At 64.2% G+C, this 17674-nt stretch carries 15 protein-coding genes; 10 read left to right on the top strand and 5 right to left on the bottom strand.

What is annotated here, in order from left to right; genetic code table 11:
* Window positions 1-966 (top strand): IS5 family transposase (locus EOA28_RS06665; protein WP_210214924.1); only part of this gene is annotated, 966 nt, incomplete at its 5' end.
* Window positions 967-1132: 166 nt separating this feature from the next.
* Here EOA28_RS06665 and EOA28_RS06660 read toward each other — a convergent pair.
* Window positions 1133-1600 carry a VOC family protein gene (locus tag EOA28_RS06660; RefSeq protein WP_127253572.1) on the bottom strand — a complete coding sequence of 156 codons (468 nt, stop codon included), beginning with the start codon at window positions 1598-1600 and terminating at the stop codon, window positions 1133-1135.
* 248 nt (window positions 1601-1848) lie between these two features.
* Here EOA28_RS06660 and ilvD point away from each other — a divergent pair, with 248 nt between their 5' ends.
* Window positions 1849-3693 carry a dihydroxy-acid dehydratase gene (gene ilvD / locus EOA28_RS06655; protein WP_127253571.1) on the top strand — a complete coding sequence of 615 codons (1845 nt, stop codon included), beginning with the start codon at window positions 1849-1851 and terminating at the stop codon, window positions 3691-3693.
* A gap of 191 nt (window positions 3694-3884) precedes the next feature.
* Here the strand turns inward: ilvD and EOA28_RS06650 are convergent, their stop codons facing one another.
* Window positions 3885-5639 (bottom strand): ABC transporter ATP-binding protein, encoded by a 1755-nt coding sequence (locus EOA28_RS06650; protein WP_127253570.1) that lies wholly within the window; start codon window positions 5637-5639, stop codon window positions 3885-3887.
* Window positions 5640-5813: 174 nt separating this feature from the next.
* On the opposite strand from EOA28_RS06650, the gene EOA28_RS06645 reads away from it, so the two are divergent.
* The 3 genes from EOA28_RS06645 (at window position 5814) to EOA28_RS06635 (ending at window position 8712) form a co-directional block, all read left to right on the top strand.
* Window positions 5814-7094, top strand: a complete 1281-nt coding sequence (locus EOA28_RS06645; RefSeq protein WP_127253569.1) for an amidohydrolase family protein — start codon at window positions 5814-5816, stop codon at window positions 7092-7094.
* 81 nt (window positions 7095-7175) lie between these two features.
* Entirely contained in the window at window positions 7176-8099 is a 924-nt protein-coding gene (locus EOA28_RS06640) for a DMT family transporter (protein ID WP_127386011.1), read from the top strand.
* Between the two features lie 139 nt (window positions 8100-8238).
* A complete protein-coding gene (locus EOA28_RS06635) occupies window positions 8239-8712 on the top strand; it encodes a DUF805 domain-containing protein (RefSeq protein ID WP_127253247.1) in 474 nt (157 codons plus the stop codon).
* A 15-nt stretch (window positions 8713-8727) separates the two neighbouring features.
* Here the strand turns inward: EOA28_RS06635 and EOA28_RS06630 are convergent, their stop codons facing one another.
* A complete protein-coding gene (locus EOA28_RS06630; RefSeq protein WP_127253245.1) occupies window positions 8728-9627 on the bottom strand; it encodes a phosphotransferase family protein in 900 nt (299 codons plus the stop codon).
* Between the two features lie 100 nt (window positions 9628-9727).
* Here EOA28_RS06630 and EOA28_RS06625 point away from each other — a divergent pair, with 100 nt between their 5' ends.
* The gene (locus EOA28_RS06625; protein ID WP_127253243.1) at window positions 9728-10360 is read left to right on the top strand and encodes a class I SAM-dependent methyltransferase; all 633 of its coding nucleotides are present in this window, start codon (window positions 9728-9730) and stop codon (window positions 10358-10360) included.
* A 12-nt stretch (window positions 10361-10372) separates the two neighbouring features.
* Here EOA28_RS06625 and EOA28_RS06620 read toward each other — a convergent pair whose 3' ends face one another.
* On the bottom strand, window positions 10373-12826 hold the full coding sequence (locus EOA28_RS06620; RefSeq protein WP_128314718.1) for an FAD-dependent oxidoreductase: 2454 nt from the start codon (window positions 12824-12826) through the stop codon (window positions 10373-10375).
* On the bottom strand, window positions 12823-13707 hold the full coding sequence (locus EOA28_RS06615; protein ID WP_126079713.1) for a phosphotransferase family protein: 885 nt from the start codon (window positions 13705-13707) through the stop codon (window positions 12823-12825). Before EOA28_RS06615 ends, EOA28_RS06620 begins: the two co-directional genes overlap by 4 nt.
* A gap of 390 nt (window positions 13708-14097) precedes the next feature.
* Here EOA28_RS06615 and EOA28_RS06610 point away from each other — a divergent pair, with 390 nt between their 5' ends.
* The 4 genes from EOA28_RS06610 to EOA28_RS06595 form a co-directional block, all read left to right on the top strand.
* On the top strand, window positions 14098-14862 hold the full coding sequence (locus EOA28_RS06610; RefSeq protein ID WP_127253239.1) for a DeoR/GlpR family DNA-binding transcription regulator: 765 nt from the start codon (window positions 14098-14100) through the stop codon (window positions 14860-14862).
* A gap of 55 nt (window positions 14863-14917) precedes the next feature.
* Window positions 14918-15829 carry a LysR substrate-binding domain-containing protein gene (locus EOA28_RS06605; RefSeq protein WP_126079711.1) on the top strand — a complete coding sequence of 304 codons (912 nt, stop codon included), beginning with the start codon at window positions 14918-14920 and terminating at the stop codon, window positions 15827-15829.
* Between the two features lie 261 nt (window positions 15830-16090).
* Window positions 16091-17245 (top strand): ABC transporter substrate-binding protein, encoded by a 1155-nt coding sequence (locus EOA28_RS06600; protein ID WP_127253237.1) that lies wholly within the window; start codon window positions 16091-16093, stop codon window positions 17243-17245.
* Window positions 17246-17422: 177 nt separating this feature from the next.
* The coding region (locus EOA28_RS06595) for an ATP-binding cassette domain-containing protein (protein WP_128314717.1) at window positions 17423-17674 on the top strand (252 nt) is incomplete at its 3' end.

Below are 17674 nucleotides of genomic sequence, written 5' to 3'. Positions count from 1 at the left end.
GTCGATCGCGTGCTTGGACAACTGAGCCTTGCGGATGGGCTGGTGTGGTCGGATGTGACGGAGCTTGACCAGATCTCGCGAGTGATCGACTGGGTGCCGATCAAGGCGCTTCTTGGTCAGCGCAGCGGACCAGGACGGGGCAACATTAGCTATCCGGCTGAGGCCTTGCTGCGCTGTCTGCTGCTTGGCGTGTGGAACAATCTCAGCGATCCTTCGCTGGAGGCACAACTGCGCGACCGGCTGTCGTTCCGCCGCTTTGCCGGTTTCAGCCTGTCGGACCCCACGCCGGACCATTCGACGTTGTGGCGTTTCCGCGAGGAGCTGAAGTGCGATGGGCTGATCGACCGGGTGTTTTATGAGATCACGCGGCAGCTTGAGCAGAAGGGGCTGATCGTCAAGCGCGGCACGTTGATTGATGCCTCCTTCATGCAGGCCGCCGCGCGCCCGCCGGCGAAGCCGGAGGCGACGGCGCGGCCATCGGCTGATGGCGAGGCACGTTGGGGACGCAAGGGCAACAAGACCGTGTTCGGCTATAAGGTGCACAACGGCGTCGACGATGCTCATACGCTGATCCGGCGCATGGACTTCACGGATGCATCGGTCACCGATACCGAGCCGGCCGACGGCCTGATCATCGGGGACGAGAAGGCGGCCTATGGCGACCAAGCCTACTACACCCATGCCCGCCATGCCCGGCTGAAGCAGGCCGGCATCAAGGACCGGCTGATGCACAGAGCCAACAAGCACCATCCGCTGACGCCGCGTCAGAAGCAGCGCAACCGGCTGATCTCGAAGGTGCGGGCGGCAGTGGAGCGGCCGTTTGCAGTGTTCAAACAGCGCTACGGCATGCGGCGACTGCGCTTCTTCAACCTTGCGACCAACCGGACGCAGTGCATGCTTGCCGGCTGCGGCTACAATCTGCAAAGAGCGGCCGCAGTCCTCTTCCCAAAGAGGAAGCCGGCATGAGGCGCAGTCCGCCCAAAATCCACTGCCAAGGCGGCCTGAGGCCCCAAGAGCGAGGCAAAATAACCCGCCAAAGCGGCCAGAGCGCCTTTAAAACGCCCATCCGCCTCGTGCGCTAAATATCGACTCCCATGCAAAACCCTCACAAGGGGAGAAGGGAAAGTCGCGCTCACCCCTTCGCCGCTTCCTCGATCTTGGCGATATCGATCTTGCCCATCTGCATCATCGCCGACATCACGCGGCCGGCCTTCGCTCTGTCCGGATCCAGAAGCAGTTTCGGCAACTGCTCCGGCACGACCTGCCAGGAGACGCCGAATTTGTCTTTCAGCCAGCTGCACTGGCCGGGCTCGCCGCCCTCGGTGAGCTTCTCCCAGAAATAGTCGACCTCTTCCTGCGTCTTGCAGTCGATCGACTGCGACATCGCTTCGTTGAACTTGAAGTACGGACCGCCATTGAGCGCCTGGAACGGCACGCCGTCGAGCTCGAACGTGGTCATCAGCACCTTGCCCTCATCGGGGTGACCCTCGGGCCAGCGCAAAACGCTCAGCACCTTCGAGTTCTTGAAGATGGAGATGTAGTGGTTCATCGCCTCCTCGGCCTGGCCGTCGAACCACAGGCAGGTGGTGATCTTTTGCATGTCGTGCTCCTCGGACTTATGTTGCTTACATCGTCAACGGCGGGTCGGCGATTTGTGCCGTTCATACCGTCTGCCTCAAGGACGGATCGATAGGGCGCGATCCGACAGCGAATTCAGATTTTCATGAAGAATCCTGGCGCAGCGCAAAATTGTGGCAAGGCCGGATCATGGTCGCTATAACCGCTGCCGACCAAAATTTGAGCGCCGCCCGCCGCGCATCGGCGTGGCCAGCCAGCAAGGACAATGCAATGCCTGCCTATCGTTCCCGCACCACCACCCATGGCCGCAACATGGCCGGCGCCCGCGGCCTGTGGCGCGCCACCGGCATGAAGGACAGTGATTTCGGCAAACCGATCATCGCGGTGGTCAATTCCTTCACTCAGTTCGTGCCCGGCCACGTGCACCTGAAGGATCTCGGCCAGCTGGTCGCGCGCGAGATAGAGAAGGCAGGCGGCGTCGCCAAGGAGTTCAACACCATCGCCGTCGACGACGGCATCGCCATGGGCCATGACGGCATGCTCTATTCGCTGCCGTCGCGCGAGCTGATCGCCGATTCCGTCGAATACATGGTCAACGCGCATTGCGCCGACGCCATGGTCTGCATCTCCAATTGCGACAAGATCACCCCCGGCATGCTGATGGCCTCGCTTCGGCTCAACATCCCGACCGTCTTTGTCTCCGGCGGCCCGATGGAGGCCGGCAAGGTGGTGTTGGCCGGCAAGGCGCAGGCGCTCGACCTGGTCGACGCCATGGTCGCCGCCGCCGACGACAAGATCTCCGACGAGGATGTCAAGGTCATCGAGCGCTCGGCCTGCCCGACCTGCGGCTCGTGCTCGGGCATGTTCACCGCCAATTCGATGAACTGCCTGACCGAGGCGCTCGGCCTCTCGCTGCCCGGCAACGGTTCTACGCTTGCCACCCATGCCGACCGCAAGCGCCTGTTCGTCGAGGCTGGTCATCTCGCCGTCGATCTCGCCCAGCGCTACTACGAGCAGGACGACGAAAGCGCCTTGCCGCGCAGCATCGCCTCCAAGGGCGCTTTCGAGAACGCCATGGCGCTCGACATCGCCATGGGCGGCTCGACCAACACGGTGCTGCACATCCTTGCCGCAGCCCATGAGGGCGAGGTCGACTTCACCATGGAAGACATCGACCGGCTGTCGCGCAAGGTGCCGGTGCTCTGCAAGGTCGCGCCGGCCAAGTCCGACGTCCACATGGAGGACGTCCACCGCGCCGGCGGCATCATGGCCATCCTCGGCCAGCTCGACCAGGCCGGCCTGATCAACCGCGACCTGCCGACCGTGCACACGGCAACGCTTGGCGAAGCGCTCGACCATTGGGACATCGCCCGCAGCTCGGCCGAGAATGTCCGCGACTTCTTCCGCGCCGCCCCCGGCGGCGTGCCGACGCAGGTGGCCTTCAGCCAGGACCGCCGCTGGGACGAGCTCGATCTGGACCGTGAAAAGGGCGTGATCCGCTCGGCCAGGACGCCGTTCTCTAAGGATGGCGGCCTTGCCGTGCTCAAAGGCAATCTGGCGCTCGACGGCTGCATCGTGAAGACCGCCGGCGTCGACGAGTCGATCCTGAAATTCACCGGCCCGGCCCGCGTCTTCGAAAGCCAGGATGCGTCCGTCAAGGCGATCCTCGGCAACGAGATCAAGGCCGGCGACATCGTCGTCATCCGCTATGAGGGGCCGCGCGGCGGTCCAGGCATGCAGGAGATGCTCTACCCGACCAGCTACCTGAAGTCGAAAGGCCTCGGCAAAGCCTGCGCATTGATCACCGACGGCCGCTTCTCCGGCGGCACGTCGGGCCTGTCGATCGGTCACGTCTCGCCGGAAGCCGCCGAGGGCGGCGCGATCGGTCTGGTTCAGGAAGGCGACACGATCGAGATCGACATCCCCAACCGCACAATCCGGCTCGCCATCAGCGATGCCGAGCTCGAAGCGCGCCGCGCGGCAATGAACGCCAAGGGCGCCGATGCATGGAAGCCAGCCGAAAAGCGCAAGCGCAAGGTTACGACGGCACTGCGCGCCTACGCCACCTTCGCCACCAGCGCCGATAAGGGCGCGGTGCGGAAAGTGCCGGAATAACCTGGGCTCCCCTTCCCCCCTTGTGGGGGAAGGTGGATCGGCGCGCAGCGCCGAGACGGATGAGGGGTGTTCCAGCGGAGTGAGACGCTGGCGAATTCCGACTGGATGAACGGCGCCGCCAAGCTGGAACACCCCTCATCCGGCCGCTTCGCGGCCACCTTCTCCCACAAGGGGAGAAGGTGAAGTTGGCGCTACGGCATCAGCTGATATTCATAAAGCTTCTGATAGAGCCCGCCTTGCTTGAGCAGGGTCTTGTGCGGGCCGCTCTCCTGCACCTTGCCCTTTTCCAGCACCACGATGGTGTCGGCTTGATGCACGGTCGAGAGCCGGTGCGCGATGACGATGGTCGTGCGTCCGACGGTCAGCTGCTGCAGCGCGTCGCGGAACAGCGCTTCCGACTCGGCGTCGAGCGCGCTGGTCGCCTCGTCGAGCAGCAGTATCTCGGCATTGCGCAGCATGGCGCGCGCAATCGAGATGCGCTGGCGCTGGCCGCCGGACAAAAGCGAACCGTTTTCGCCGACCTCCGTCTCGTAGCCCTTGGCCATGGCGCTGATGAAGTCATGCGCGTTGGCGGCCTTGGCTGCGGCGATCACCTCTTCATCGGTCGCGTCCTCGCGGCCGAGGCGGATATTGTGCATGATCGTGCCGGCGAACAGGAACGTGTCCTGGCTGACATAGGCGATCTTCTTCCGGAGCGAATCGAGCGTCGCGAAGGAGATGTCCTGGCCGTCGAACATCACCCTGCCGGTCTGCGGGTCGTACATGCGCATGATCAGGTTCAGGATCGTCGACTTGCCGCTGCCCGACGGCCCGACCAGCGCCGTCATCTTGCCGGCCGCGAGCGTCAGGTTGAAGCCCTCGAACACCGGCGGGCTTTCCGGATAGGCGAAGCTGACATCGTCGAAGCGGATTTCGCCCGGTCCAGGTTGCAGCGGCCTCGCGCCAGGCTTTTCCGCGAGCGTCAGCGGCCGGTCGGCGAGCTGGAACATCATGCGCACGCCGACGATGCCGGTCTCGAGCGAGATGCGAACGCGGGCCAGGCGCTTAGCCGGCTCATAGGCGAGCAGCAGCGATGCGATGAAGGCCATGATGTTGCCCGGCATCTGCCCGCCCTGCAGTACCAGGAATCCGCTGATGAACACCGCGCCGGCGATTGCCAGGCCGGCAATGGTTTCCATCACCGGGCTGGTGGCCGCCTCCAGCGTGGCGATGTTGTTGGCGCGGTTCTCGACGTCGGAGACGGCCTGGTACATGCGTTTGCGCATCGCGCCTTCAAGGTTGAAGGATTTGACGACGCGTACGCCGATCGCCGTTTCCTGCATAACATGAACGATCTGCCCAAGCGAGCGGAACTCCATGGCGGCGATGTTGCGGACGCGCTTCAGGATGCGGTTGACGCCGTAGATCGCCACCGGCCCGACGACGAAGCAGATCAGCGACAGCGCCGGCTGTTGCCAGATCATGACGCCGACCAGCACGGCCAGCGTCAACAGGTCGCGCACATAGGACGTTACGACGAGATCGAGCACGCTGCGCGCCGCCTGCGCGTTGTTGGTCATGCGGGCGATCAGATCGGCCGACGAGGTCGAATGGTAGAATTCGATGCCTTGTTCCAGGATGCGATCGTAGATCTTGCGCTGCCGGTCGGCGATGATGGCGTTGCCGACGCGGCTCATGAAATAGGCCTGGACGAAGGTGGCGAGGCCCTTGACCAGGAAGATCCCCGCCACCCCGGCCGCGATCAAATTGACGCGGTCCAGCCTCTTGAAGACGACGAATTCATTGGTGATCTCACGCAGGATCCAGGCGCTGGCGCCGGTCATGGCGGCCACCACCAGCATCGACACGATGGCGGCGCCATAGCCGAATTTGTGCTCTTGGAAGGATTCCCTCACGAGCCTCGCGACAAGGCGCTGGTTCTCCGTGGAGCGGAAGAAGCGAAACAACGGCCGATCCTGTGTCTGACTCGCAAAGAATTTCGGATTCGCCACGAGGGCGCGAGGCGGCTTATAGAGCGAGTTGTGGCGCGATGGAACCTTTCGGCTGCCGGGGAAAGAAAAGGCTGCGCGAGGTTGTCTTTTCGGCCACGATGATCGCCAGGTCTTGAGAGGTGACGACAGATGGATTTCGACCTCATCGTGCGCGGCGGCACGCTGCCGGACGGCAGGGTTGCCGATATCGGCATTGCCGGCGAAACCATCCGGGCCATAGAGCCGAACCTGCCAGGCTCCTCGCGGACGGAGATCGACGCGCGCGGCAACCTTGTTTCGCCGCCCTTCGTCGATCCGCATTTCCACATGGACGCCACCCTCTCCTACGGTATTCCGCGCATCAACGCGTCTGGCACGCTGCTCGAGGGCATCGCGCTTTGGGGCGAGCTGAAGCCGCTTCTGACGCATGAGGCCGTGCGCGAGCGCGCGCTCGCCTATTGCGACTGGGCGGTGTCGATGGGCCTGCTCGCCATCCGCAGCCATGTCGATGTCTGCGACGACCGGCTGCTCGCGGTGGAAGCCCTGCTCGACGTAAAGAAAACGGTCGCGCCCTATATCGACCTGCAACTGGTGGCGTTTCCGCAGGACGGCCTCTATCGCTCGCCGACGGCGCTGAAGAACACCGTCCGGGCGCTCGACATGGGCGTCGACATCGTCGGCGGCATCCCGCATTTCGAGCGCACCATGGCCGACGGCACCCGGTCGGTCACCGAGCTTTGCGAGATCGCGGCGAAACGCGGCCTGATGGTCGACATGCACTGCGACGAGACCGACGATCCGCTGTCGCGCCATATCGAGCAGCTCGCTTATGAAACGCAGCGTCTCGGCCTGCAGGGCAGGGTGGCCGGCTCGCATCTCACCTCCATGCATTCGATGGACAATTACTATGTCTCGAAGCTCCTGCCGCTGATCGCCGAAGCCGGTGTCTCTGCCATTCCGAACCCGCTGATCAACATCATGCTGCAGGGGCGCCATGATACTTTTCCGAAGCGGCGCGGCCTGACCAGGGTGAAGGAGATGCTGGCGCTCGGCATCCGCGTCGGCTGGGGGCAGGATTGCGTGCTCGACCCCTGGTATTCGCTTGGCACCGCCGACATGCTCGACGTCGCCTTCATGGGTCTGCATGTCGCGCAGATGTCGAGCCCGGCCGATATGGCGCGCTGCTTCGACATGGTCACCAATGTCAACGCCGCCATCATGGGGCTCGATCATCTTGGCCTCGGCGTCGGCAAGCGCGCCAGCCTTGTCGTGCTCGACGCCGGCAACGCGATCGAGGCCATTCGCCTGCGCCCCGAACGTCTCTGCGTCATCGCCAAGGGCAAGGTTGTCGCCGAGCGGACCAGGCAGGAGACGCAGCTGTCGATTTCCGGACGTCCGGCGCAGGTGAACCGGCGGCACAGGGCCGGCTAGAACCAGCCGATTTCCGCCGCTGGTCTTACCGGCTGGCCGAATTTCGCTCGTCAAACCGGCGGCCTGCGGCTAGGGAGCGCCATGGCTCAGACCATCGCTCGCAATTTCACGATCCGGAACATGTTGCTCGCCGGCATCCTTTTGATGCTGGCAGGGGACTTCATGTTCGCGCTGAACGATGCGATGGGCAAATGGCTGGTCGCCAGCTTCTCCGTCGGCCAGGTTGTGCTGATCCGCTCGATCGGCGCCTTCATCGTGCTGGGGCCGATGATCGCCAACCAGGGCGCGGGCAAGCTGTTCCAGATGGAAAGGCCGGTGCTGCAGCTCTTGCGCGTCGTGGCGACGACGCTCGACACCGGGCTTTTCTACGCCGCCGTCGTCCACCTGCCGCTCGCCGACGTCATGAGCTTCTACATGGCCGGGCCTATCTATGTCGCCGCGCTTTCGCACCTCTTGCTCGGCGAGAAGGTCGGCTGGCGCCGCTGGCTGGCGATCCTCGTCGGCTTCTGCGGCGTGCTGATCATCCTGAAGCCGTCCTCGGCGGCTTTCTCGCTGTCGTCGAGCTATGCGCTGATTGGCAGCGTGGCCTTCGGCTTCGCCATCATCCTCGGCCGGCTCCTCCGCGGCACCAGCGACACGACCTTGGTCACCTGGCAGACCATCGGCACGCTGATCGTCGGCGGCGCGCTGACCATCGGCGCATGGAATACGCCCTCGGCGCTCGACTTCGGCGCCATGCTCTTGCTTGGCGTCGTGTCCTGCGCGGCCCATCTGATGATCACAAGGGCGCTGAAGCTGGCGCCGGCCTCGACGCTGGCGCCGCTGCATTACAGCCTGCTTCTGTGGGCGATTGTCTTTGGCCTGGTTTTATTCGGCGATGTGCCGAGCCCGCGCATCCTGGCCGGCTCGGCGATCGTCGTGCTCGCCGGCATCTTCATCTTCCATCGCCAGAAGGTGGTGGAAACCGCGGTGCCGCCCCAAAACGTGCCGAAGGGCGTGAATTAGACTCGGGCCACCTCGCCCTGCCCTTGCGGCCGGAAAGTTTTGCGGTGAAAACCGCCTATCGGGTGCAATCTCCAATTGATTCCGGCCGGACGGGCAGGATAATCATAGCTCCGAAGATTGGAGTATTGGGGGGAAAGTAATGGGCAGTTTCTCGATATGGCATTGGCTCATAATTCTGATCATTATCGGCTTGCCATTGTTGTTTGTCCTGAGGGCGCCGCCAGCCGGCGTCAATCGCTTCGGTGACACGCCGCTGTCGATGAACTTTGGTGAAGCGGTTGCAAGCTTTTTCCGAAATTATGTGAACTTTTCCGGCAGGGCCAGCCGCTCGGAGTTCTGGTATTCTTACCTCTTCATAATCGTCGTTGCCGTTCTTATGGGGATAGTCGATATCTTTGTGGGAAACGAAGTCGTCTCGTCGCTTTGGAATCTTGCCGTTCTTCTGCCGACACTTGCCATGACCGCGCGCCGGCTGCATGACATCAACAGAAGCGGCTGGCATCAGCTGCTTGCGGGATTCTTCCCCATCGGCACCATCGCGCTGCTCATCTGGTATTGCAAAAAGTCCGATGAAACAGGGTCGTTGAACGAGATACAGAGGGTTTTCAGGTAACCCGCTGGGATGGCTCTAGCCCAGGCGCACGGCGGCGAGGTGTCGCGAAAACTCCGCCGTCTCCATCAGCGCCTTGCAGCGGGCGAAACGGCCGTCGGCATAGGCGCGGAAATCGTCGGCCGGATTGTCGTTGGCGAGCTGGATCAGGCCCCACAGCGTCCACAAAAGGTCGCACATCGCCTTGTAGATGACGACGCGGCCCCGCTCGGCCGGCCGCGCCTCGCCGGCGAAATAAGCGCGCATCAGGTCCTCGTCCTGGGCGGCATCGAACCTGCCCTCGACCGAGAGATCGCCGAGGTCCCAGAGCGGATCGTTCATGCCGGAATATTCCCAGTCGACGATCCACATCCGCTCCCCCGTATCGAGGAAGTTCTCGCACAGCGGGTCGCAATGGCAGGCGGCAAGCGGGATGGCCTGCGCGGCAAGCGCCGCGCGCACCGCGCCTGCCTCGCGCACCACGTCGTGATAGCCGGCCGGCAGCGCCACGTCCTTGGTCGACAGGACCTTGAGATAGTCGTCGATCATCGCGAACAGCTCGAAGCGGAAGGGAAACACGGCACCCGAAGAGTGGAGCTTTCGGAAGGCCTCGCCAGCCCGCGCCGGGCTGCCCGGCCGCGCCTTGAATTTTTCGGGCGACATCGTCTCGGCGCCGGCGATGAAGCGCGTCGCCATCACACCGGACGCCGGATCGGCATAAAGCACCAGCGGGCTGACGCCGGCGCTGGCCGCCTCACGCGCCGCCACCGCCTCGTTGGCGCGGTTGATGTACTCCTCGGTGCCCTTGCCGGGGATGCGCAGGCACACGTCACCCGCCCTGTAGACCCTGTTGGTTAGACCGCCCAAGCGCTCCAGCGGCCCATCATAGCTCGCCAGCACCGGAATGGCCGCCAGCGCAGCGCGCAGCTCGTCGATCATGTCGTGTCCCCTTCACGCCATTGTTGTCGCTCGGACGGTTCCACAGTTTTGGCGGCTTGGCTATGATCCTTTGCACATGAATCGGCTTCGAGGGGCGACGATGACGGACGGCAAGCACAGCGGCTCGCTAAGCGCGGCCTACGCGGCGAAGCGGCCGGAGGACGTGGCCGCGATCTATGACCACTGGTCCGAGACCTACGATGCCGACATGTCGGCCGCCGGCTATCGCCATCCCACGATCTGCCTGGCGCTGCTTGCCCGCCACCTGCCGCGCGGCGCCGAACCCTTGCTCGATGCCGGCGCCGGCACCGGGCTGATCGGCGAATGGCTGGCCATCACCGGCTATCCGCGCGTCGAGGCGCTCGACATCTCGCAAGGCATGCTGGACAAGGCCGGCGCCAAGGGCGTCTACACGGCGCTGCATCGGCTGGCGATGGGCGACACGCTGCCTTTCGCCGACGGCGCCTATGCCGGCATCATTTCGGCGGGCGTCTTTACCTCGGGCCATGTCGGCGTCGAAGGCCTGGACGAGCTGATCCGCATCTGCCGTCCAGGTGGCGTCATCGTGCTGACCGTCAAGAACACGCTGTGGGATGCCGGCTTTGAGGAGCGCATCGCTGGGCTGGAAGCGCGCGGCACCCTAAGCCGCCTCGAAGAGACGCGGCCCTACGCCTCGATGCCTGGCGAAACCGATACCGTGCCGAGCCGGGGCTTGGTGCTGCGCGTCAACTGACCGGCCCGGCGGTCAAGCCTTTACCCTCTTCCCGGCCGGGTCGTACATCGCCTCGAGATGGATCTTTGCCGGCGTGCGTTCCATCGCCACCACCAGCTCGTAGTCGCCGGAGGCGAGGAACTCGTCGCCGACGCCGTCGGCATTGCGCACATAGCCGTAGCCGATGTTCTTCTCGACCGTGTAGCCGTAGCCGCCGCTGGTGAGGTAGCCGATAGCTTCGCCATTGCGCAGGATCGTCTCGCGCCCGACCAGCACGACCTCCGGGTCATCCACCGTGAAGCCGGCAAAGCGCTTCGTCGGCGGCTTGCCGGTCGTTTTCTCCAGTGCTTTGCGTCCGACGAAGTCGGTGTTCTTGCGAAGCTTCCCCGCCCAGCCAAGCCCCGCCTCCAGCGGCGTGTCGTTCGGCGTGATATCGGACCCCCAGGCTCGGTAGCCCTTTTCCAGCCTGAGCGACTCCAGCGCCCGGTAGCCGACCGGCCGAACGCCGTGTGCCTTGCCCGCCGTCATCAGTACATCGAAAACCTCGCCGGTGGCGGCGATCGGCACATGCAGCTCCCAGCCGAGCTCGCCGACATAGGTGACGCGCAGCGCCTTCACGCTATGGCCAGCAATTGCGATCTCGCGGGCATGGCCGAAGGGGAAGGCGGCGTTCGAAACGTCGGCCTCCGTCACCGCCTGCAGCATGTCTCGGGCACTCGGCCCCATCAGCGACAGCGTGCCGTACTCCTCCGTGACGTCGGCCAGCCTGGCGTCGAGGCCGGAGCCGATATGGTCGCTTATCCAGGACAGGTCATGCGTGCGGAAGCCGGTGCCGGTGACGATGTAGAACCGCTCCTCGCCGAGCCGCGACACGGTGAGGTCGGCCTCGATGCCGCCGCGCGTGTTGAGAAGCTGCGTGTAGGTCAGCCGTCCGACCGGCTTGTTGACGTCGTTGGCGCAGATCCAGTCGAGCGCCTTCAGCGCGTCGCTTCCGGCCAGCTCGTATTTGGCAAAGGAGGATTGGTCGAAAAGGCCGACCTTCTCGCGCACATGCCGGTGCTCGTCGCCGACCGGGCCGAACCAGTTCTGGCGGCCCATCGAATAGACGTCCTCGGCGGCCGCGCCATCGGGCGCGAACCAGTTCGGCCGCTCCCAGCCAAGCTTGGAGCCGAACACGGCGCGGTGCGTCTTCAGCCGCTCATAGAGCGGCGAGACGATGCGCGGCCGGCCCGAGAGATACTCTTCGTGCGGGAAACCGATCGTGTAGTGCTTGCCATAGGCCTCCAGCGTGCGGTCGCGGACCCAGTCGCGGTCGCGGTGCAGGCTGGAGAAACGTCTGATGTCGACCACCCACAAATCGAGCGGCGCCTCGCCGTCGACCACCCATTGCGCCAGCACCCAGCCGGCGCCGCCGCCCGACGCGATGCCGAAGGCGTTGAAGCCCGCGCCGACGAACATATTGGCGCATTCCGGCGCTACGCCGAGGATGAAGTTGCCGTCCGGCGTGAAGCTTTCCGGCCCGTTGATCATCTGTTTGACGCCGACATGGGCGAGCGCCGGCACGCGCTCGATTGCCTGGCTCATATGCTGTTCGAAATGATCGTAATCGTCGTCGAACAGGCGGAACTCCCAGTCGTTGGGCACGTCGCCGCCGGGAAGCCCGGTTGCCCAGGCCTGCGGGTTGGGCTCATAGCCGCCCATCACCAGTCCGCCGACCTCCTCCTTGAAATAGGTGCGGCGGTCGGGGTCGCGGATCGTCGGCGCGTCGTTCGCCAGCCCTTCGATCCTCTCGGTGATGATATACTGATGCTTGACCGGCTGCAGCGGCACGTTGATGCCGGCCATCGCGCCGACCTGCCTTGCCCACTGCCCGGCGCAGTTCACCACCTTGTCGCAGGCGATGTCGCCCTTGGGAGTCTGCACCGCCGTGATGCGGCCGTCCTTCATCGTAAAGCCGGTGACGCGCACGTCTTCGAACAGTTTCGCGCCATGCATTCGTGCGCCCTTGGCGAGCGACTGGGCGATGTCGGAGGGGCTTGCCTGCCCGTCGGTTGGCAGCCACGAGGCGCCGACCAGGTCGCCCGTCTCCATCAGCGGCCACATGCGCTTCACTTCCGCCGCCGACAGAAGCTGCATGTCCATGCCGAAGCTTTTGGCCGTCGTTGCCAGCCGCTTGAACTCGGTCCAGCGGTCGGCATTGGTCGCGAGCCTCAGGCAGCCGGTCATCTTCCAGCCGGTCGCCAGGCCGGTCTCGGCCTCGAGGCCCTTGTAGAGCTCGACCGAATATTTGAGCACGCGCGTGATCGAGGCCGAAGAGCGCAACTGCCCGACCAGGCCGGCGGCGTGCCAGGTCGAGCCCGAGGTCAGCTTGCCCTGCTCAAGCAGCACCACGTCCGCCTTGTGGTCGCGCGCCAGATGATAGGCGGTGGAACAGCCGATGATGCCGCCGCCGATGACGACGATTTCGGCATGGCTGGGCAAGGTCATGGCTTGGTCCCGTATTTCGTCCGGTAGTTCTCCAGCGCGGCGTCGAGCCGGACGAGGTTTTCCTCGGTATAGGCGACATAGTCGATGCCGGGCGCGTCGAGATAAAGCTCGGAGACCATGCTCCACATCGCCTCGCGCAGCAGCGAGGCGCATTGCATGGCGGCGTGCGAGCGGCGGATCTCGCTGTCCGGCTCCTTCATGAAGTAGGCGGTCAGGAAGGCGAAGGATTCATCGTCGCTCAGGCCGGCATTGGAGGCGGCGCCCGCAAGATCGAACATCGCCGTGTTGAAGCCGGCATATTCGAAATCGATCAGCCACAGCCGCTTGCCGTCGTCCAGGATATTGGCCGGCAAAAGATCGTTGTGGCCGAAGACGATCGGCAGCAGTTTTTGCGCCCGCTCGAGCTCGTCGGCCAGCGCTAGATAGCGCGGCAACTGATCCGTCTTGCGGCTGCCGCCTTCGTCAAGCGTGCGCGCATAGTCGCGGATGACGTGGAACACCCAGAACATGAAGCCGGCGCCGGAGACATGGCTCGGCATCTCGCGATGGAAGCCGCGCAGCAGCGCCGCCACGCGGCCAAGATTGGCCCGCACATCCTCGGCGAGAAAGGTCTTTGCCCCGAGAAACGCCGTCACCAGGATGCCGGGCTCGGCATAATGCACGGCCGGCGCGAATCCAGCAGCATGCGCGGCCCGCGCCGTCATCACCTCGCGCTCGCGAAAGACGTGGTGGAAGGGAAAATCCTGGCCGAAGCGCACGACATGCCGCCCCGCGGCATCCGTGACGACAAAATTGGCGTTGCTGAGGCCGCCCGGCAATGGCTCGATCTCGATGCTGCCGTTCCAGCACGGCAGGGCGCGGATGCGGTCTTCGGCGCTCACGGCTTCGCTCCGGCCTCAACCGGTCCCACGGAAAACGACGATGGGACAAAATAGAAAAGCCTCGTCGGTGCGAGACGCCAGGATCGGTATCCCGCACCGCACCGACGAGCCCCTTGGCCAGGTTCAGGATCCCGGCATCCGCCCCCGCGGATTCGATAAAAGCGCAAATCTGGCTGGTTCCAGACGATCTGGTCACTAGGTTGCGGCTCTGCCATCACCCTCCCTTAGCAGTTCCGAGCCCTTGTGACTTGTAACCACTTTCATGCCCAGGTGGCAGAGCTGTCAATCAAAAGCTGCGACTTTTTTTGGGTGTTTTGCCCGAAAATATAAGCGACTCCTTTCAAAGCGTTGTCAAAGCCTTAAATTCGGTCAAGATCCCGGGCATTCCATATGATCCACTCGAAACGGCATGGCGAAATCCTGCGGCTCCTCGGCGAGGAGGGCACGATCAGTATAGCCAGCCTTGCCGAACGACTCGGCGTCTCGCAGGAAACGGTGCGGCGCGACGTCAAGCCGCTCGCCGATGACGGGTCGGTGCTGAAGATGCACGGCGCCGTCGGCCTTGCCTCGATGGTGGGCGAGGCGCCGTTCGAGCGGCGCATGCGCGAGAATGCCGAAGCCAAGCGCCTGATCGCCAGGATGGTCGCGGCCACCATCCGCGATGGCGAGGCGATCATGCTCGACACCGGCACGACCACATCCTTCCTCGCGCGCGAGCTGCTTGGCCACCGCCGGCTGACAGTGGTCACCAATTCCTCCGACATCGCCCGCACGCTGGCGACGGTGAACGGCAACAAGGTCTATATGGCCGGCGGCGAGCTGCGCAGCGACTCGGGCGCTGCTTTCGGCATTTCGGCGATCGAGTTCGTCAGCCGCTTCTCGGTCGATCATGCGGTGATCTCGATCGGCGCGGTCGACGCCGACGCCGGCCTGACCGACTACGAGCTGGAGGAAGCGGAGTTCGCCCGCATGGTGCTGTCGCGCGGCCAGCGCTCGCTGGTCGTCACCGACCATACCAAATTCGGCCGCCAGGGGCTGGTCAGGGTCTGCGGCTTCGACGGCTTTTCCGAACTCGCCACCGACCAGCCGCCGCCGCCCGACATAGCCGCCGCGCTGAGCCGGGCCGGCGCGCGCCTGACCATTGCGGCGGCCTGACCACCGCGGACAAAGCCCGCTTTCTTTCCCGCGCGCGCCGGTGTTTAGTCCGGCCATGGCCTTCACCATCCGCCAGCTCCAGTTCTTCGTCGCCGTCGCCGAGCAGGGCACCGTCTCGGGCGCCGCGCAGAACCTGTCGATCTCGCAATCCTCGGTCACCGAGGCAATCAAGGAGCTGGAGAGCGATCTCGGCGTCGAGCTCTTCGAGCGCCATCCGCGCGGCTTGAACATCACGCACAAGGGCCACCAGTTCCTGCGCCACGCGACCAAGATCCTGGCCGATGTCTCGGATGCGCGCCGTTCCTTCTCCAGCGAACAGGCTGTCGCCGGCGGCCGCCTGCAGCTCGGCGTCACCTCGCTGGTCGCCGGCTATGTGCTCTCCGATCTGCTCGCCCGCTACCGCCGCGCCTATCCCGGCGTCGAGGTCTCCGCCATCGAGGACAATGGCGATTATCTCGAGCATCTTCTGGTCGGCGGCAAGCTCGACATTGCCGTCATGGTCACGTCCAACCTGCGCGACCGCACGGCGCTGCAGTCGGAAATCCTGGAAGTCTCGGCCTACCGGCTGTGGATCCCGCTCAGCCACAGGCTCGCCAGCGCCGACATCATCTCGATCGGCGACATCGCGTCTGAGCCGCTGATCATGCTTACCGTCGACGAGATCGAGGAGAACACCGGCAAGCTGCTGTCGGCGATCGGCGCGAGACCCCATGTCGCCTTCCGCACGCGTTCGGTGGAAGCGGTGCGCAGCCTGGTCGCCACCGGCGCCGGCGTGGCGCTGTTGCCCGACCTCGTCTACCGGCCCTGGTCTCTGGAAGGCGACCGCATCGAATCGCGCGATATTTCCGGCTCGCTGCCGGTGGTCCAGGTCGGCACCGTCTGGCGCCGCGGCTCCGGCCTGCCGCAGGCCGCGCGCGACTTCATCGGCCTCGCGCAGTCGCAGCGGATGGTGCGTCAGAGGCTTTGATCAGAGCAATTCCAGGAAAAGTGCGAAGCGGTTTTCCGTCCGGAATTGCGTCCAAAATAACTATCGGAAAAACCGATATCGGCTTTCTGATAAATGAATTTGCGAAACCGGATTTTTCACAGCACTTTTCGTTCAGGGAACAAAGCCGCGCCCTGAGAGCGCTGCCGTCGGGGCATGAAGCTCCGACCCTGTAGTTTGCGCATGGTCCTTTCCGAAAGCCGAACTGGTTTCGGAGTCATGCGCCAAAATGGGAGATCGATGATGAATGCATTCCTGAAGTCGTGCACGGCGCTGACTGTCGCGCTGACTTTTTCCGGTCAGGCCATGGCCCAGGTCAAGGAACTCGGCAAGGGCGAGGGCGAGGTCAACATCGTTGCCTGGCCGGGCTATATCGAGCGCGGCGAGACCGACAAGGGTTATGACTGGGTGACGGCTTTCGAGAAGGAAAGCGGCTGCAAGGTTAACGTCAAGACCGCCAACACCTCCGACGAGATGGTCTCGCTGATGAACGAGGGCGGCTTCGATCTCGTCACCGCTTCGGGCGATGCCTCGCTGCGCCTCGTCGCCGGCAAGCGCGTGCAGCCGATCAACACCGATCTGATCCGGAGCTGGAAGACTGTCGACGACCGCCTGAAGGACGCGCCCTGGTTCACCGTCGACAAGGTGCATTACGGCGTTCCCTACCAGTGGGGCCCGAACATCCTGATGTACAACACCGATGTCTTCAAGGAAGCGCCCAAGAGCTGGAACGTCGTCTTCGAGGAAATGAAGCTGCCCGACGGCAAGTCGAACAAGGGCCGCGTCCAGGCCTATGACGGCCCGATCCACATCGCGGACGCCGCCAACTATCTGAAGTTCCACAAGCCTGAGCTCGGCATCAAGGATCCATACGAGCTGAACGAAGACCAGTACAAGGCGGCGCTCGACCTGTTGCGCACGCAGCGCACGCTGGTCGGCCGCTATTGGCACGATGCCGCGATCCAGGTCGACGACTTCCAGAACGAAGGCGTGGTCGCTTCCGGCTCCTGGCCCTATCAGGTCAACACGCTGGTCGCCGCCAAGAAACCGGTCGCCTCGACCGTGCCGGAGGAAGGCGTCACCGGCTGGGCCGACACCACCATGATGGAAGCCGACGCCGCCCATCCGAACTGCGCCTATATGTGGCTCGAGCATTCCCTGTCGCCCAAGGTCCAGGGCGACGTCTCGGCCTGGTTCGGCTCGCTGCCGGTCGTGCCCGCCGCCTGCAAGGGCAATGAGCTTTTGACCGACGAAGGCTGCAAGACCAACGGCTACGACAATTTCGACAAGATCAAGTTCTGGAAGACGCCGGTTTCGAAATGCGCCAGCCAGAACGACCAGTGCGTGCCCTATTACCGCTGGGTGTCGGACTATATCGGCGTCATCGGCGGACGGTAACGCTCTTTACCCTCCCCTTGTGGGGAGGGTCGACGCTTGAGCGTCAGGGTGGGGCTGTCTGATGGTTCGCGCTGTCACCCCCACCCGCGGCTTCGCTGCGACCTCCCCCATCGAAGGGGGAGGTAGAGCGCCGCGCGAACTCGCCTTCGTTCAACCGGAACTGAACTGACGGGGCCCATGACCTCTGCCGTTTCCTTCAAACAAGTCTCACGCCATTTCGGCAGCGTGCGCGCGGTCGATGCGGTCGATCTGGAGATCGCGCCGGGCGAGTTTTTCGCCATGCTCGGGCCGTCCGGTTCCGGCAAGACGACGTGTCTACGGCTGATCGCCGGTTTCGAGCAGCCGACGGCTGGCTCGATCTCCATCTTCGGCGAGCGCGCCGAAGGCGTTCCGCCCTATCGTCGCAACGTCAACACCGTCTTCCAGGAC

Source organism: Mesorhizobium sp. M2A.F.Ca.ET.067.02.1.1 (genome assembly GCF_004023285.1).
Taxonomy (GTDB): domain Bacteria; phylum Pseudomonadota; class Alphaproteobacteria; order Rhizobiales; family Rhizobiaceae; genus Mesorhizobium.
This window is presented reverse-complemented; position numbering and strand designations above follow the sequence as displayed.